Origin of the sequence: Leptotrichia rugosa, from assembly GCF_041200005.1 — a bacterium.
In the GTDB taxonomy this organism is placed as follows: Bacteria; Fusobacteriota; Fusobacteriia; order Fusobacteriales; family Leptotrichiaceae; genus Leptotrichia; species Leptotrichia rugosa.
On record NZ_CP165644.1, the window covers coordinates 1,503,864 to 1,518,833 of the forward strand.

17 protein-coding genes are annotated in these 14,970 nt (G+C 29.3%); 5 read left to right on the forward strand and 12 right to left on the reverse strand.

Annotated elements, in window-relative coordinates:
* Nucleotides 1–53: 53 nt before the first annotated feature.
* Both dapD and dapB read right to left on the reverse strand, forming a co-directional pair.
* Nucleotides 54–752 carry a 2,3,4,5-tetrahydropyridine-2,6-dicarboxylate N-acetyltransferase gene (gene dapD / locus AB8B22_RS07440; protein WP_314080601.1) on the reverse strand — a complete coding sequence of 233 codons (699 nt, stop codon included), beginning with the start codon at nucleotides 750–752 and terminating at the stop codon, nucleotides 54–56.
* A 91-nt stretch (nucleotides 753–843) separates the two neighbouring features.
* Complete coding sequence (dapB, locus tag AB8B22_RS07445) at nucleotides 844–1,587, reverse strand: 4-hydroxy-tetrahydrodipicolinate reductase (protein WP_094080017.1); 744 nt, start codon at nucleotides 1,585–1,587, stop codon at nucleotides 844–846.
* A 183-nt stretch (nucleotides 1,588–1,770) separates the two neighbouring features.
* Between dapB and recA the strand changes: the two genes are divergently transcribed.
* Genes recA through alr form a run of 5 tightly spaced genes read left to right on the forward strand, consistent with a single transcriptional unit; the run spans nucleotide 1,771 to nucleotide 6,068 of the window.
* Nucleotides 1,771–2,886 carry a recombinase RecA gene (recA, locus tag AB8B22_RS07450; protein ID WP_369710637.1) on the forward strand — a complete coding sequence of 372 codons (1,116 nt, stop codon included), beginning with the start codon at nucleotides 1,771–1,773 and terminating at the stop codon, nucleotides 2,884–2,886.
* On the forward strand, nucleotides 2,886–3,500 hold the full coding sequence (locus AB8B22_RS07455; protein WP_369710638.1) for a regulatory protein RecX: 615 nt from the start codon (nucleotides 2,886–2,888) through the stop codon (nucleotides 3,498–3,500). The genes recA and AB8B22_RS07455 overlap by 1 nt, the downstream gene beginning before the upstream one ends.
* A 42-nt stretch (nucleotides 3,501–3,542) precedes the next feature.
* Nucleotides 3,543–4,286 (forward strand): lysophospholipid acyltransferase family protein, encoded by a 744-nt coding sequence (locus AB8B22_RS07460; protein WP_369710639.1) that lies wholly within the window; start codon nucleotides 3,543–3,545, stop codon nucleotides 4,284–4,286.
* A 47-nt stretch (nucleotides 4,287–4,333) separates the two neighbouring features.
* Nucleotides 4,334–4,954 (forward strand): XTP/dITP diphosphatase, encoded by a 621-nt coding sequence (locus tag AB8B22_RS07465; protein ID WP_369710640.1) that lies wholly within the window; start codon nucleotides 4,334–4,336, stop codon nucleotides 4,952–4,954.
* Nucleotides 4,929–6,068 carry an alanine racemase gene (alr, locus tag AB8B22_RS07470; RefSeq protein ID WP_369710641.1) on the forward strand — a complete coding sequence of 380 codons (1,140 nt, stop codon included), beginning with the start codon at nucleotides 4,929–4,931 and terminating at the stop codon, nucleotides 6,066–6,068. Before AB8B22_RS07465 ends, alr begins: the two co-directional genes overlap by 26 nt.
* Before the next feature lie 142 nt (nucleotides 6,069–6,210).
* Here alr and AB8B22_RS07475 read toward each other — a convergent pair whose 3' ends face one another.
* The 10 genes from AB8B22_RS07475 to atpD form a co-directional block, all read right to left on the reverse strand.
* Entirely contained in the window at nucleotides 6,211–6,642 is a 432-nt protein-coding gene (locus AB8B22_RS07475; protein ID WP_369710642.1) for a haloacid dehalogenase-like hydrolase, read from the reverse strand.
* The gene (locus tag AB8B22_RS07480; RefSeq protein WP_369710643.1) at nucleotides 6,639–6,872 is read right to left on the reverse strand and encodes a hypothetical protein; all 234 of its coding nucleotides are present in this window, start codon (nucleotides 6,870–6,872) and stop codon (nucleotides 6,639–6,641) included. The genes AB8B22_RS07475 and AB8B22_RS07480 overlap by 4 nt, the downstream gene beginning before the upstream one ends.
* Nucleotides 6,873–6,886: 14 nt before the next feature.
* Complete coding sequence (gene fni, locus AB8B22_RS07485; RefSeq protein WP_369710644.1) at nucleotides 6,887–7,888, reverse strand: type 2 isopentenyl-diphosphate Delta-isomerase; 1,002 nt, start codon at nucleotides 7,886–7,888, stop codon at nucleotides 6,887–6,889.
* A 99-nt stretch (nucleotides 7,889–7,987) separates the two neighbouring features.
* Nucleotides 7,988–9,040 carry a phosphomevalonate kinase gene (locus tag AB8B22_RS07490; protein WP_094080010.1) on the reverse strand — a complete coding sequence of 351 codons (1,053 nt, stop codon included), beginning with the start codon at nucleotides 9,038–9,040 and terminating at the stop codon, nucleotides 7,988–7,990.
* Between the two features lie 69 nt (nucleotides 9,041–9,109).
* A complete protein-coding gene (locus tag AB8B22_RS07495) occupies nucleotides 9,110–9,322 on the reverse strand; it encodes a hypothetical protein (protein ID WP_369710645.1) in 213 nt (70 codons plus the stop codon).
* Nucleotides 9,323–9,416: 94 nt separating this feature from the next.
* On the reverse strand, nucleotides 9,417–10,664 hold the full coding sequence (locus AB8B22_RS07500) for an RNA-guided endonuclease InsQ/TnpB family protein (RefSeq protein ID WP_369710646.1): 1,248 nt from the start codon (nucleotides 10,662–10,664) through the stop codon (nucleotides 9,417–9,419).
* A gap of 578 nt (nucleotides 10,665–11,242) precedes the next feature.
* Nucleotides 11,243–11,773 carry an NAD-dependent protein deacylase gene (locus tag AB8B22_RS07505; protein WP_369710647.1) on the reverse strand — a complete coding sequence of 177 codons (531 nt, stop codon included), beginning with the start codon at nucleotides 11,771–11,773 and terminating at the stop codon, nucleotides 11,243–11,245.
* Between the two features lie 77 nt (nucleotides 11,774–11,850).
* A complete protein-coding gene (locus tag AB8B22_RS07510) occupies nucleotides 11,851–12,861 on the reverse strand; it encodes a DUF4912 domain-containing protein (protein WP_369710648.1) in 1,011 nt (336 codons plus the stop codon).
* 247 nt (nucleotides 12,862–13,108) lie between these two features.
* On the reverse strand, nucleotides 13,109–13,498 hold the full coding sequence (gene atpC / locus AB8B22_RS07515) for an ATP synthase F1 subunit epsilon (RefSeq protein WP_211614270.1): 390 nt from the start codon (nucleotides 13,496–13,498) through the stop codon (nucleotides 13,109–13,111).
* Between the two features lie 71 nt (nucleotides 13,499–13,569).
* Nucleotides 13,570–14,967 (reverse strand): F0F1 ATP synthase subunit beta, encoded by a 1,398-nt coding sequence (gene atpD, locus AB8B22_RS07520; RefSeq protein WP_094080007.1) that lies wholly within the window; start codon nucleotides 14,965–14,967, stop codon nucleotides 13,570–13,572.
* Nucleotides 14,968–14,970: the final 3 nt, after the last annotated feature.

Sequence of the window (14,970 nt, forward strand, 5' to 3'; positions counted from 1 at the left end):
ATTTCCTCCTAATTTTGATTTATCTATTTTTAAATAATTTAAATGATAAATTTCTATAAATTTCTTAAAGCGTCAACTAATTCAGTTTTTGAAGCTGTTTTAGCGTCAACTCCTTTTATAATTCTAGCTGGTGTTCCTGCAACTACGACACCTTCTGGAACATTTTGCGTAACTATTGCTCCTGCCGCAACTACTGAACCTTTTCCAACTCTGACTCCTTCTAAGACTACTGCATTTGCTCCTACAACTACATCGTCTTCGATCACAACTGGATCTGCTGAAGGCGGCTCGATAACTCCAGCTAGCACTGCTCCTGCACCGATGTGACAGTTTTTACCAACTTTGGCTCTTCCGCCTAAAACAACATTCATATCAATCATTGTTCCTTCACCGATTTCAGCGCCAATATTTATAACTGCACCCATCATTATTACAGCTCTGTCACCAATACTAACTTTATCTCTAATAAATACTCCTGGCTCAATTCTAGCATTAATATTTTTCATATCAAGCATAGGAACTCCAGAATTTCTTCTGTCATTTTTTAAATAATAATTTTGTAAGTTATTTTCATTTATGATTTTTTGTATTTCTTCCCAATCACCAAAAACAACTTTTAATCCATCTTTTCCGATAACTTTACAAGAATAAAAATCTTTTATTTCTTCATCTGTATAAAGTTCTACAGGTGTTGTCTTTTTTGCATCGGCGATATATTGAATAATAGCTTTTGACTTTTCTAACTCCGTCATCTTCCCTCCATTTTTTAATATTTTCAAAATTTAATCATATTACATTTTTTGTTTATTTTACCACTTTTTTTAAAATTTTACAACAAATATTTTATTTGTTTATTCCCAAAACATCTCTCATAGTATATTTTCCAGCATTTTTACCACTTAAAAATTCTATCGCTTTTACTGCACCATCAGAAAACATTTTTCTTGACAACGCCTCGTGCTTTATTTCAATAATTTCATCATTTTTTGCATAAATAACAGTATGTTCTCCTACAATATTTCCTCCACGAATTGCATGAACTCCTATTTCTTTTTCAGCTCTTTTACTGTATCCTTCTCTTCCGTAAACTGTTCTGTAATCATTTCCGTCATTCAAATTTTCCTTTACAATTTCTAAAAGTGTTGAAGCTGTCCCACTTGGAGCGTCAATTTTTCTGTTGTGATGTTTTTCCACAATTTCAATATCAAAATCTTTTAATAATTTTGTAGCAAATGCAACTATTTCATTTACAATATTTACTCCTAGCGAAGTATTCGTTGCTTTAATTACAGGAATTAATTCTGCAGCTTTTTCAATTTTTTTTAATTGCTCTTCCGTATGACCAGTTGTTGCCACCAAAACTGGAACTTTTTTAGCAATTCCCGCTTCCAAGACATCGTCGATTAAGCTAAAATGCGAAAAATCAATTATTGCATCATATTCCACATTTGAATTTTCTCCTTTTAAATTAACAAAATCCCCTTTTCCAAGTGGATCAACAAAACCTACAAATTCATTTTTACTGTTTATTATAGATTCCTTTACATATTGTGCCATAACCCCAGCACCATAAACTACTATTTTCATATTTTCTCCTTTTTTTGAATAAAAAGTACTTAATTTAATATATTATACTAAATTTTTAATATTTTGTACAGTCGGTCAATTTTAAAAAATAAAAGATTAAGAGAAAAATAAATTTATAAAAACTTTAAATTTATGATATAATATAAATTGAAAAAAATAAAAAATAAAGGAGAGGTTGTTATAATGGCTAAGAAAAAAATTGATGAAAAAAATAAAGAAAATAAAGAGAAAATGTTAGATTTAGCACTGAAACAAATACAAAAAGACTACGGTGAAGGTGCTATCATGAAACTTGGAGAAAATCATAAAATGAACATAAAAGCCATTTCTACTGGGAGTATAAATTTAGATATAGCACTTGGTGTAGGAGGTGTTCCAAGAGGAAGAATCGTTGAAATTTATGGAGCAGAGTCTTCTGGAAAAACGACTCTTGCACTGCATATCATTGCAGAAGCTCAAAAAGAAGGCGGAGTTGTAGGATTTATTGATGCTGAACATGCACTTGATCCTGTCTATGCTAAAGCGCTGGGAGTAAACATTGACGAACTTTTAATTTCTCAACCTGACACAGGGGAGCAGGCTCTTGAAATTGCTGATATGCTTGTACGAAGTGGAGCTATGGATGTAATTGTGGTAGATTCTGTTGCAGCTCTTGTTCCAAAAGCGGAAATTGAAGGTGAAATGGGAGATCAGCAAATGGGACTTCAAGCAAGGCTTATGTCAAAAGCGCTTAGAAAATTGACAGGAACTATCGCAAAATCCGATACAGTTATGATTTTCATCAATCAGATAAGGGAAAAAATTGGTGGATTTTCGTTTGTTCCCGGAGTTCAGACAACTACTTCAGGAGGTCGTGCACTAAAATTCTTTTCAACAGTGAGAATGGAGGTAAAAAGAGTTGGTTCAGTAAAACAAGGGGATGAAATGGTTGGAAACGAAGTTTTAGTCAAAGTTACTAAAAATAAAGTTGCACCGCCGTTTAAAGAAGCTAGATTTAATGTAATGTACGGACAAGGAATTTCAAAAATTGGAGAAATACTGGATGCTGGAATTGATTTTGGAGTTATCTCAAAAAGTGGTTCTTGGTTTGCTTATGGAGATGAGAAATTAGGTCAAGGTCGAATTAATGTTGAAAAGATGTTAAAAGAAAATACTGAGTTATTTTCACGAATCGAAGCTCAAGTTATGGAAAAAATTAGAGAAAAATTGGGACTTAATGTTATGGCTGAAAGCCCTGAAAATATGGAAAATACAGAAAGTCAAAATAATTCTAGCGATTCCAATGAAATGGAAAATTAATGATAATAAAAAAAATATCAAGAAATAAACTGTATTTATCGACAGAAGAGATAATGGATATAAGTCCATTTATAAAGCAAAAATATGGATTAAAAGTAAATGATGATATTTCTAGCCTCTATGATAATATTTCATATGAGGCTGCCTTAGAAAAAGGGATTTTTCTAATTTCTTTAAAAGACAGAACTAAAAAAGAACTTTACAAAAAATTAGAAGAAAAATATCAAAATAAAAATTCAATAAAAAAAGCGATAAAAAAATTAGAAGAACTAGGATATATAAATGACTTAGACTACTCAATTTCCTACATAAAAAACAAAAAATATGGGAAAAATAGAATTACTTACAATTTGATACAAAAAGGAATTGAAAAAAAAATAGTAGAACTTGCATATGAAGAATTGGAAACTGAAGAAAACATTGACGACAAAAGGCTTGAGACTTTAATCAAAAAAAATGAAAAAAAATTGACTTACAAAAATTCTGACTTAAAAAAAGAAGAATATTTAAAACAACTAAAAGAAGAACAAAAATTTATACAATTTTTGGCAAGACAAGGATTTTCACTTGATAAAATATTTGAAAAAATTAAAGAATATAAATCACATTTTTAAAATAAAATTTTATAAATAAATTTTTAATAAGGAGAGTAAAAAATGAGAACAATATTTTACCATTTTATACTTGTAGGAACATTTCTATATGGAATGATTTTTAGGGCTCCGGCATTACTTTTTAAAAAAGGTCGAGATGCTCACAACTTTGCTCGTAAAGTTGGAACAAACTGGGGAAAAAATTTAGTTTGGGCATCAGGGAGTAAAGTGAAAGTCATTTACGAAAATGACTGTGAAAAAGAAATAAAAAAAATAAAGGAAACAGGAGAACCTATCATTTTAATTTCAAATCATCAAAGTAATTTAGATATTCCAACTCTTCTTGGATATTTACCACTAGATTTTGCTTTTATTGCAAAAAAAGAAATGAAGAATTGGCCTCTTATCGGTGGCTGGATGAAAGCATTAAACTGTATCTTTTTGGATAGAAAAAATGCTCGTCAAGGAATGAAAGATATGAAAAATGCAATTTCAAAAGTAGAAGACGGATATTCTTATGTAATTTTTCCAGAAGGAAGCAGAACTGAAAATGGAGAAGTCGGAGAATTTAAAAAAGGAAGTTTTAAACTTGCAAAAGACAGCAAAGTAAGAATTTTACCGTTAACAATTTGTGGAACTTATGAAGTTCAAAGTAAAAAAAGCTTGAAAGTTAAAGGTAACAAAAATATTAAAGTAATAGTTGACAAACCTATTGATCTTACTAATTTGCCAATTCAAGAACAAAAAAATATTCACAAAATCGTGAACGACATAATAAGAGAAAATTTGAAAAAATATAAAATGTAAATTAAAAAAAATTACAGACATAAAAAGCAATTTTTAGGAGAAAAATAATGAAAATATTTTTAGCTACAAAAAATAAAGGAAAGATTAAAGATTTTGAAAAGCTGACTGAAGGAATGAATATCGAAGTTTTGTCAATTTTAGACGATATAAAAATACCAGATGTGGTGGAAGATGGAACTACTTTTGAAGAAAATTCACAAAAAAAAGCGCTTGAAATTTCTAAATTTATAAAAATTACAACAATTTCTGATGACTCTGGTCTTTGCGTTGACGCATTAAATGGAGAGCCTGGAATTTTTTCAGCGAGATATGCGGGAGAAGATGGAAATGATGAAAAAAATAACGAAAAACTTTTACAAAATTTGAAAGATGTGCCAAAAGAAAAAAGAACAGCACATTTTATCTCAGTTGTAAGTATCGCTTTTCCAGATGGCAAAGTTGAGTCTTTTTCTGGAAGAGCTGATGGAGAAATTTTGTTTGAAAATTGTGGAGATGGAGGATTTGGATATGATCCGCTGTTTTATTCATATGATTTGAAAAAAAGTTTTGGAGTTGCTTCGCCTGAGGAAAAAAAATCTGTGAGTCACAGAGGAAGAGCCTTTAGAAAATTAATTGAATCAAAAATTTTAGAAAGTAAAAATAATGTTAGTAAATTTGAAAATAAATAGCTCCAGCATAAAAAAAAATTTGGAAAAAATTCGCTCGATTAATGAAAATGTAATTTGCGTGATAAAAGATGACGCTTATGGACTTAAAATAGAAAAAATTTTGCCGATTTTGATAAAAAATAACTGTAATTATTTTGCGGTAGCTTATCTTGAAGAAGCTATGAAAGTTTTTGAGATTTTAAAAAAATTAGACAAAAAAAATAGTTGCAATGTGATGACACTTAACTATGTGGAACCGCAAAAGCTAGAAATAGCGATTAAAAATGGTTTTGAAATAACGGTTTTCAGTAAAAAACAATTTTATGATTATATTGATATTTTAAATAATTTAAAAAACAATGTCTGTTTAAGATTAAGAATTCACATAAAAATAAATAGCGGAATGAATCGACTTGGATTTGATGAAAATGAAGTTTTTGAAATAATAAAAGAAATTAAAAAAATAAATTCTGAATTTTTGAAGAATAAAAAATTTAAATTGGAAATTATCTCGATTTTTTCACATATTTCTGAAGCTGAAAATAAAACCGAAACTGAAAAGCAAGTAAAAAAATTTGAAAAAATTTTAAAAATTTTTGACGATAACAAAATAAAATATAAATATAGACATTTACAAGCAAGTCCGCTGTTATTTAAATACGAAAAAAAATATAACTATGATTTTTGCCGTGTTGGAATGGCAATTTATGGTTTAGAGCCGCTTTCTTACGATGTCGGTTTGGAAAGTGCTATTTTAGTGGAATCAAAAATTATAAATATTCGTGAAGTGAAAAAAGATGAAAAAGTTTCATATGGAAATAAAGGAATTTTGAAAAGAGATTCAAAAGTTGGAATTGTCGCAATAGGTTATGCACACGGACTTCCAAAACAAATTGAAAATAAAAAAAACTGTGCGTATGTGCTTGTAAATGACAAAAAAGCAAATATTTTGGGCGAAATATGTATGGATATGATTTTTATTGATTTAACTGATATTCAAGATGTAAAAATTGGAGATGAAGTTTTAATTGTTGGAAATAAGAAAAGCTGGAAAAATAAAATAACATTAAGACAGATGGCAAAATGGGCAAATACTATACAAGATGATGTTTTGACCAACTTTAAAATTGATTGAAAAAAAGATTTTTATAATTAATTGGGATTAATTTTATAAATTAATCTTTTTTTTGTTGTTATTTTTACATTATTTTTACTTTTTTATAAAAAAATTGCTCTAAAATTAGAACAATCTTTTCATTTTTTATATTTTTATTTTTTTAGTTCCAAAATAATTTATCAATTAAAGTTTTTCTCTTTGGCATTCCTTCTAAAATTTTACCCCTTTTTATCCAGAATTTTTGCTTTGCAATATCATACAAAGGCTTGTCAGCAAGGCTATCAGAATAAAATTTCACTATTTCAATTTCATAATTATTTTGCTTTGCCCATCTGTTTAATTTTTTTACTTTTTCATCACCTTTATTATTTTTCCCATTAATTTGAGCAACAAATTTTTTTTGATTATCTCCCACAAATTTTGTTCCAAAAATCACATCAAATCCTTGTGAGAGTAAAAAATTTTCGATTAAAAATAACGGACTTGCTGAACTCACAATGACAAAGTCGGCTTCTTTTTTATTTTTTTTTAACTCTTCTTTTACCCAAGGATAAATTTTACTTTTTTTTGTTTCCCAAAATTCATCAATCAAATCCTGTATTTCCTTTTTGTATGAGATTCCAAAAATTTAAAATATTTTTCCTTTATTTTTGACAAATTTACAATTTTAAAAAGATACAAAAATAAATATCTGGAATAAGTAATCAAAAATAAGATAGATTTTAGCGGATATTTTTTTAAATAAAATACCGAAAAATTAACTCCAGTTTCTCCATCGTAAATTGTCTTGTCAAAATCATACACAACTAATTTTTTTTTCATAAATCAGCTCCTCTTTATAAATTTTTATAATACTCTAGTGTTTTTCCATACAAATAATATTTCACATTTTTTAATTCATTTAAATTTTTCGCATTTAAAGCGCACATTATCATTTTACACTCATGTTTCCAGCTATTCAAAATTTCTATAATTTCATCTGTAGAATATTCACTCAAAAATTTTAAAATTGTCCCTGAAATTCCAACGCCACTTGCTCCTAATACAAGGCATTTTATTACATCAAGCGGATTTCTCACTCCACCACTTGCAACAATTTCAACTTTTCCATCAAACTTTTTTGCATCCAAAAGTGCTTGAACCGTCGTCTTTCCCCAGTCATTCAAATATTCAAAATGATTTTTACGGCGCATATTTTCGATATAAGCAAAGTTTGTTCCGCCACGACCACTTATATCCACTGTTTTTATTCCCAATTCTATCGCTTTTTCAATGGTTTTGCTGTCCATTCCAAAGCCAACTTCTTTTAAGATCAACGGAACTTTTATATTTTTTACAAAATCTCCCAAATTACTTTCCCACTCATTAAAATTTCGACTTCCTTCAGGCATTATGAGCTCTTGCATAAGATTTATATGAATTTGCAAGAATATTGGATTTAATTCTTTTATCGCTATTTGTCCACTTGTGAAATCTTTATCTATTCCGATGTTTGTCGCAAGTAATAAATTTTTATTATTTTTTCGCACAATTTTGAACGAATCGTCATCTTTATTTTTCAGTGCTGCGCTGTATGAACCAGTTACAAGCAAAATTTCACATTCATTTGCAATTTTAGCCAATTTTTCGTTGATATTTTTTCCAGCTTCACTTCCACCTGTCATCGCATTGATAAAAAACGGAAACTTAAAATTATGCCCTGCAAAATTTGTCGATAAATCAATTTCTTCCAAATTATATTTTGGCAGTGAACTATGCTCCAACTGAACATCGTCAAAGCTATTATAATCACTTTTACACCGTAGAGCAAACTTAATGTGATCATCTTTTCTTTTCATAAATAAATTTTTTCCTTTCTTTTATTTAATATTTAAATTCTTAAATTTTTTATTTATTTATTTTTAAGTTTTAATTTATTTATTTAATTTATCCATTTTTTATAATTTTCCAGAAAATATTATCTCAATTTCCAATTTTTCCCATCTCTTAATCAATTCTTTACTGTCATTTTCATCAAAAGAAATCGCAATTCCACAGTCGCCACCGCCAGAACCGCTACTTTTAGCACATATATCAAGTCCTTGTGTAGCTTGAACAAGTTTTAACAATTCTAAACTATAAATATTTTCATTTAATTTTTTCAAAATATTTCCATTATTTTCAATTAATTTTTTTATTTTTTCTTTTTCTCCGTTAATAATAGCTTCTCTCAAATTATTTACAATATCTTGAACTTCACTTAAAAATTTTTTATCTATTGAAGATTTCACAATTTTAATCATTTCACTAGAAATTGACGGCTTTTTCGTCCAGCCAACTAAAAAATTGCATTCAATTCCACATTTTATCTCTTCAATTTTATATCCCCAGTCCATCTCCAAAACTTCTTTTAAATCTTTTTTTTCAATAAATTCTTTTATTTTTTCCCTGTCAAAAGATGTGTAAAATACCATATTTTCATAAGAAATACAGGCTAAATCTCCCATTGAGCCATTATCTCCCAATTTTAGCAATGTATAAGCTGCCAATTTAAAAATTATTTCTTTTGAAAAAAATTTTTTATTTAATTTTTTATAATATAACTCAAACATAGCTTTTATTACCAAAATTACAACACTTCCACTTGATCCGATTCCATATTTTTTCCCATTTTTCTCCATTTTTCCAGTTATTTTTAAATCAATTGGCTCTGGATTTATTTTACTTAAAATCAAAAAATCATTTACATTTTTTATCGTATTTTGAATTAATGAATAATTTTTATCGTATTTAAGTGTAACTAAATAATCAAACATATCTGAAAATATATGATATTCTGAATTTTTAGAAAAATTTATTTGTGCATTCATAAAAATATCAACATTTTTTATAATCGCACTATTTCCACAGTTTAATACGGCATATTCTCCAGCAATATAAAGTTTTCCACAAGTTTTTATATTTATTTTTTTATTTTTATCCCTATTTCCATTATTATTTTTATCTTCCATCTAAAATTTTCACTTTCCAAAAAATTTAAATTATTTATAATATTTTACCATTTTAATATATTTTGTCAATTATAATTTTTTAAAAACTTCTCCAATTTTATCGTGAATGACTAAATTTGCCAAATAATCTTTATCAGTTGAGCTTTTGTTAATTAAAACGAGATTTTTTCCATTAAAATATTGAATCAATGAAGCTGCTGGATGAACGATTAAAGATGTTCCGCCGATAATCAAAGTATCAGCATTTGAAATTTGTCTTATCGCTTCTGAAAAGACTTCCATATTTAGACCTTCTTCCTGAACCTCCCACGACTAAAGTCACAGGGTTCTAAAATCTTTAAAATTATTTAAAAATTTTCTAAGAAGTTTGATAGCTTTACACTACCCTTATTCTTTTAGGCGTGTTCAGCTCACCTCTATTGTATAGGACGCTTAAGTCCACAACTTTACTTTTTTTTAATATATTTAATGCTCCATTACAATCTGCATTTATGAGTTTACCTGTACTTGTTTGATATAGTCCTCTTTTTATTCTTTTTCCACTGAATATATATTCTTGCAGATTTTCTTTATCGTATATTGGAATTTCATCTCCATCAAAGAAACTTGCTTTTGATGTATAACTCTCTTCTTGCAGCTTAAATTCTATTCCATATAGTTTACATAGATATATTAATTTATCTCTTAATTTTCCATATGGTATATTTACAAAGTTCTGATTATTTATGTTTCCTATATTTGAATTTCTTTGAAAATCTTCATTATATCCCAGAACTATTTTTCCTATATCATTATTAAGACAATAATTTACAATTATTCTTGCTGCTTTTGAAAGATAATCTTCTATACGATTATTTCTCCTTCTAGCTATTCTCTTTTGCCTTAATGTTGTGCGGGAGGTCTTTTGCTTATCTTTTATGCTTTGTAATTTTGCATTTATCTTGTTATAGTATTGATTTATTGATTTTAATTTCCTACCATCTATTAGGAATGATACTCCACCATTTGTAACACAAGTACAAAGATTGTCTATACCTAAATCTATTCCTAGTCCATTTTCTTTATTTAATTCCCTTTGAACTTCTTCTACCTCATAAGTATATTGAATTTCAAAGTACCTAGAATGTTGTTTTGGTATTATTCTAATCTCTTTTATTTTCTTGTCTTTTAATACTGGCGGTAATTTTATTGCGATTTCCTTATGTGTCTTTCTAAATAAATTTGAATAAGGAATAATCAGCATACCATCTTTTAATCTAACAAAACCTATAACAAGAGTTGTAAATCCATCTTTAGCAAGATATTTAGGTAATTTTATTTTTTTATTATCATATTGACCATTTTTAGCAAGTTTTAAAAGTCCAAAAAATGATTTGAAACTTCCGTCTGCTTCTTTTAGAATTTGTTGAGCCATATTAGAATTTAACTTCTTATAGTTCTCACTGTTTTTAAGCATTTTATAGTTTTCGTTATAACTTAAATACTTTTTCTTATTAAAATAGTACTGTCTAATATTATATATAGCTTCATTAGTTAAGTTCTTGGCTATATGAGATAAATGTTTTAAATTCCTAAACTCCTTTTTGCTAAGATGTTTTACTTGCTGTTTTAAAGTTAAATACATAGATATCACCTCCTTTTCATCAGAGATATTATACTATATATCCTACATCTTATCTATTAAAAAGTAATATTTTTTATTTATTTTTAAATATTTTTAAAGTTTTTAAAACCCCGCAACAGCGGGAAGCGTCGTTCACATAAGTTCGCTACTACTTATGCAGTTCTCTTATGAACTTCTTGTTATCTCTAACAAGCACAGACTATATCTTATCCATATCCTATTTCAAGGACTTAGGCGAAACCACTTCCAATACCAACCGCTTGTATTGTACTCCCTCACGAGGGATAGTCGTTGAACTTTCCTTTTCAGGCTTAGCTGCTGATTGTCTATTATCATAATACTTAGGTTTTAACCTTATACCATCTAGTATATTTTTTCTGCTTTCGCTACCTTCACACCTATACCATATTTTAACGAAGGTATTATGTTGTGGTTATACTAGCTTTAAGAGTTCCCAGCAGTTCAGTTTCTTTGTTGCACGGTTTTGCTCCGTGTCTACATACAAGTTTCCCTATATGCTTACTAAAATTTTCGTGAAATTCATCTCACGACTAAAGTCGCGGGTATTCTTGCACTATTTAATAAAGAGTCACATCTGGCTTTATAACTCCACCACAGTCAGGACAGTGTGGAATTTCTTCCTTTTCGCAAAAACTCAAAAACTCGTCTAAATTATAGACTTTGCCACATTTTGTACAAATATTTCTATCAATTGTGCCATGCACTTTCAAAACATTTTTACTTCCAGCCATCTCGTGTAGACAGTCAATATTTTGAGTTACAACAGCACTCAGTTTTCCTTCTTTTTCCAGTTTAGCTAAATAAAAGTGTGCAAAATTGGGTTTAGCTTTTTTATAAATTAAATTTTTTTTATAAAAATCATAAAAATCTTCTGGATATTTTAAATACATCGTGTGCGAAATCAGCTCTTCAGGTGAAAAATGTCTATTCAACTTTTGACTATAAATTCCATTTGCACTTCTAAAATCAGGAATTCCAGACTCTGTGGAAACTCCAGCTCCTCCAAAAAACACAATTTTTTTACTTTCTTCTATTATTTTTTTTAATTCGTTTATTTTTTCTAAATTTTTCATATTTTCTGATTTCATCTCCTTTATCCAAAATTTCACAATTAACTGATAAAAAAAATGAGAGAACATTTTATTCTCTCAAAATTAATTGCTCATTAACTACTTCTAGCTCCACTCATATCAAGCCTATCTGGTTTTGATTTCAATGTTCTTCCTTTTAATGCTTCTTCTTCGACTAAAATTTCAGATGAACCAACTTTTCTTAATCTTCTTATTATTTCATAAACAAATTCATCTCCTGTTTCACCTTCAAATTCTCCAGAAAGTTCCAAGAACTCTTTGTTTTCTGGTGTCATTACAGGAACATTTATATATTTTATAAGTTGATTTGTATTTTCATCTTCTTTTACAGTTCCCCATAACAAATCTAAATTATCAGACATTTTATCATTTGGTGAAATTGCTTCAACTGAATGCGCTACTTCAGAAAAGTTTCCATAAACATCTTCATATCCGATTGAAACTTCATAATGTTCATTTACATCAACATCAGTAATATAATGTGAACCTATTCTTTCATGTCTTACTATTTTTCTATATTCTTGTCCATTTTTAAACAATTTGATAATTACATTATCAATTACTCCATTGTCATTAGACAATCTTGTAAATGTTTCTTCTCTAATTTCCCAATAAGCAAACAATGTTGTTGGATTTTTAGGCATAAGAACTATTTCATCTACAAAGTATGAATATGGAAGTGGTGATTTATCAAAATAAATATCTTCATGATTAGAATTTCCATCAAATTCTGTTCCTATCGCAAATTTTGACTGATTTATTTCTGTTTCAATATGTCTTCCCTTTAACTGTTCCACTGTCATACCTTCATAATTAAAAGATATTTCTCTAAAAATTTTTCTATATTTTTGACCTAAATTTCCTATTAATTTTTTGTTTATAAAATTTCTATAAAAAACTTTACTTCTTTTTATTTCAAAAATATTTTTTAAAAATTTTACTATCATCATTCGTTCAATTACTTCCATTGGAACGAATCTTGATATTTTTTTCAATTCTTTTTCCATTTTTTTATTAATTGTAAATTTTTTGTTTACATAATTTCTATAATGTGTCCTTTTTGCCCTATAATTTTTTTGCATCATGATAACACCGCCTCCCATAAATTTTTTTATACCTATATTTTACAGTGAACCACTCCCACTTGTAGAAGAGGGAGCTTCTTGGGAAGTATCTGCTTTTGCTAGCCAAATATATTTACCAAGCTCTTCGGGCAGTCCCTGCCCTGACTATGAATAGTATACCATATAAGAGCTGTTATTTCAAGCTATATTCTGCAATTCATCTCCCACTTATAGAAGTCGGAGACTTCTTGCTATCTTTTTGTTAAAATTACTTTCTTGTCAAATTACTTTGAAGTCGTTTTTTAGTCCCTAAAATATCCCGTTCTTCTTGAATTTTGTGTTTCTTTGCAATTTCAATTGCCGCAATTCTCGCTCTTTTGACAGCTTCAGCTTTTGTCGATTCAACCAAAGTTTCTCCTAAAATTACGACTTTATCTTGTCTTACTTCCAAAAATCCGCCTTCCAAATAATATGTGACCTCTTCTTTATCATTCTCTCTAACTACCATTTCTCCGGCACCGATTGGAGAAATAAAATTTATATGTTTGGCAAGAATCCCAATATCTCCGTTTTCTGTTCTAAGTTTCACAAAAGTAACAGGTTTTTCAAACACAAGACCTTCTGGAGTTACTGCTTTTAAAATAAATTCTGTAGCCATCTTCCCTCCTTTAACAACTAAAAAATTTTATAAATATGAAAAAGAGTAAATTAAACACTCCTATTTTTATTCTATTCTGCCATTAATTCTCTTGCTTTTGCAACCGCTTCATCAATAGTTCCTACATATAAAAATGCCTGTTCTGGCAAATCATCGTGAAGTCCGTCCAAAATTTCTTTAAATCCACGAATTGTTTCCCTTAAAGGTACATATTTCCCTTTCATTCCAGTAAACTGTTCTGCAACAGAAAATGGTTGTGAGAAAAATCTTTGAATTTTTCTTGCACGGTTTACGGTTAATTTATCTTCTTCATCCAATTCATCCATACCCAAAATAGCGATTATATCTTGTAATTCTTTATATCTTTGCAACACTTTCTGAGTATCTCTCGCAACTTTATAGTGTTCATTTCCAACAATCTCTGGTTCCAATATTCTCGATGTAGAATCAAGCGGATCGACCGCTGGATAAATTCCAAGTGAAGCAATCTGTCTTGAAAGCACCGTAGTTGCATCCAAATGTGCAAACGTTGTTGCCGGTGCTGGGTCAGTCAAGTCATCCGCTGGAACGTATACAGCTTGAACTGATGTAATTGAACCTGCATTTGTTGAAGTAATTCTTTCTTGCAACGCTCCCATTTCAGTTGCCAAATTTGGTTGATAACCAACTGCTGATGGCATTCTTCCAAGTAGTGCCGAAACTTCCGCTCCAGCTTGAGTAAATCTAAAAATATTGTCGATAAATAAAAGTACATTCTGTCCTTCCTTATCTCTAAAATATTCAGCCATTGTAAGCGCTGTCAAACCTACTCTTAGTCTTGCACCAGGTGGTTCATTCATTTGTCCGTATACTAAGGCAGTTTTATCTATAACTCCACTTTCAGTCATTTCATTATACAAATCTCTTCCTTCTCTTGTACGTTCTCCTACTCCTGCAAAAACAGAAAGTCCTCCGTGTCCTTTTGCAATATTATTAATTAACTCTTGAATAAGCACAGTCTTTCCTACTCCTGCACCTCCAAAAAGTCCAATCTTTCCACCTTTTAAATATGGTGCTAATAAATCTACAACTTTTATTCCAGTTTCCAAGATTTCTGTGTCTGTTCCTTGTTCTTCAAAAGATGGTGCTTCTTTGTGAATTGACTCTTTTAGAACGCTTTCATTATCAAGTGGTTCTCCATCATCAACCGTTTCTCCCAAAACATTGAATATTCTTCCCAAAGTATCTCTACCAACTGGTACTTGAATAGGTTTTCCTGTGTCAATTACTTCCAGCCCACGTCTTAATCCGTCAGTTCCAGACATCGCTACTGCTCTTACTACGTTGTTTCCGTTGTGCGAGTGTACTTCTGCAACTAATTTACCACTCTTTGTTTGGACTTCCAAAGCGTTATAAATGTCTGGCAATTCATTTTCAAATCTTACATCTATAACTGGTCCAATTACCTGAACTAATTTACCTTTATTCATTGA

Bases quoted from the DNA above. Each gene is read 5' to 3' on its own strand.
- fni (WP_369710644.1), bottom strand. From the start codon at position 7,888: ATGAAAAGAAAAGATGATCACATTAAGTTTGCTCTACGGTGTAAAAGT.
- dapD (WP_314080601.1), bottom strand. From the start codon at position 752: ATGACGGAGTTAGAAAAGTCAAAAGCTATTATTCAATATATCGCCGAT.
- AB8B22_RS07500 (WP_369710646.1), bottom strand. From the start codon at position 10,664: ATGTATTTAACTTTAAAACAGCAAGTAAAACATCTTAGCAAAAAGGAG.
- AB8B22_RS07480 (WP_369710643.1), bottom strand. From the start codon at position 6,872: ATGAAAAAAAAATTAGTTGTGTATGATTTTGACAAGACAATTTACGAT.
- AB8B22_RS07505 (WP_369710647.1), bottom strand. From the start codon at position 11,773: ATGAAATCAGAAAATATGAAAAATTTAGAAAAAATAAACGAATTAAAA.
- recA (WP_369710637.1), top strand. From the start codon at position 1,771: ATGGCTAAGAAAAAAATTGATGAAAAAAATAAAGAAAATAAAGAGAAA.
- AB8B22_RS07455 (WP_369710638.1), top strand. From the start codon at position 2,886: ATGATAATAAAAAAAATATCAAGAAATAAACTGTATTTATCGACAGAA.
- alr (WP_369710641.1), top strand. From the start codon at position 4,929: ATGTTAGTAAATTTGAAAATAAATAGCTCCAGCATAAAAAAAAATTTG.
- AB8B22_RS07460 (WP_369710639.1), top strand. From the start codon at position 3,543: ATGAGAACAATATTTTACCATTTTATACTTGTAGGAACATTTCTATAT.
- dapB (WP_094080017.1), bottom strand. From the start codon at position 1,587: ATGAAAATAGTAGTTTATGGTGCTGGGGTTATGGCACAATATGTAAAG.
- AB8B22_RS07510 (WP_369710648.1), bottom strand. From the start codon at position 12,861: ATGATGCAAAAAAATTATAGGGCAAAAAGGACACATTATAGAAATTAT.
- AB8B22_RS07465 (WP_369710640.1), top strand. From the start codon at position 4,334: ATGAAAATATTTTTAGCTACAAAAAATAAAGGAAAGATTAAAGATTTT.
- atpC (WP_211614270.1), bottom strand. From the start codon at position 13,498: ATGGCTACAGAATTTATTTTAAAAGCAGTAACTCCAGAAGGTCTTGTG.
- AB8B22_RS07495 (WP_369710645.1), bottom strand. From the start codon at position 9,322: ATGGAAGTCTTTTCAGAAGCGATAAGACAAATTTCAAATGCTGATACT.
- AB8B22_RS07490 (WP_094080010.1), bottom strand. From the start codon at position 9,040: ATGGAAGATAAAAATAATAATGGAAATAGGGATAAAAATAAAAAAATA.
- atpD (WP_094080007.1), bottom strand. From the start codon at position 14,967: ATGAATAAAGGTAAATTAGTTCAGGTAATTGGACCAGTTATAGATGTA.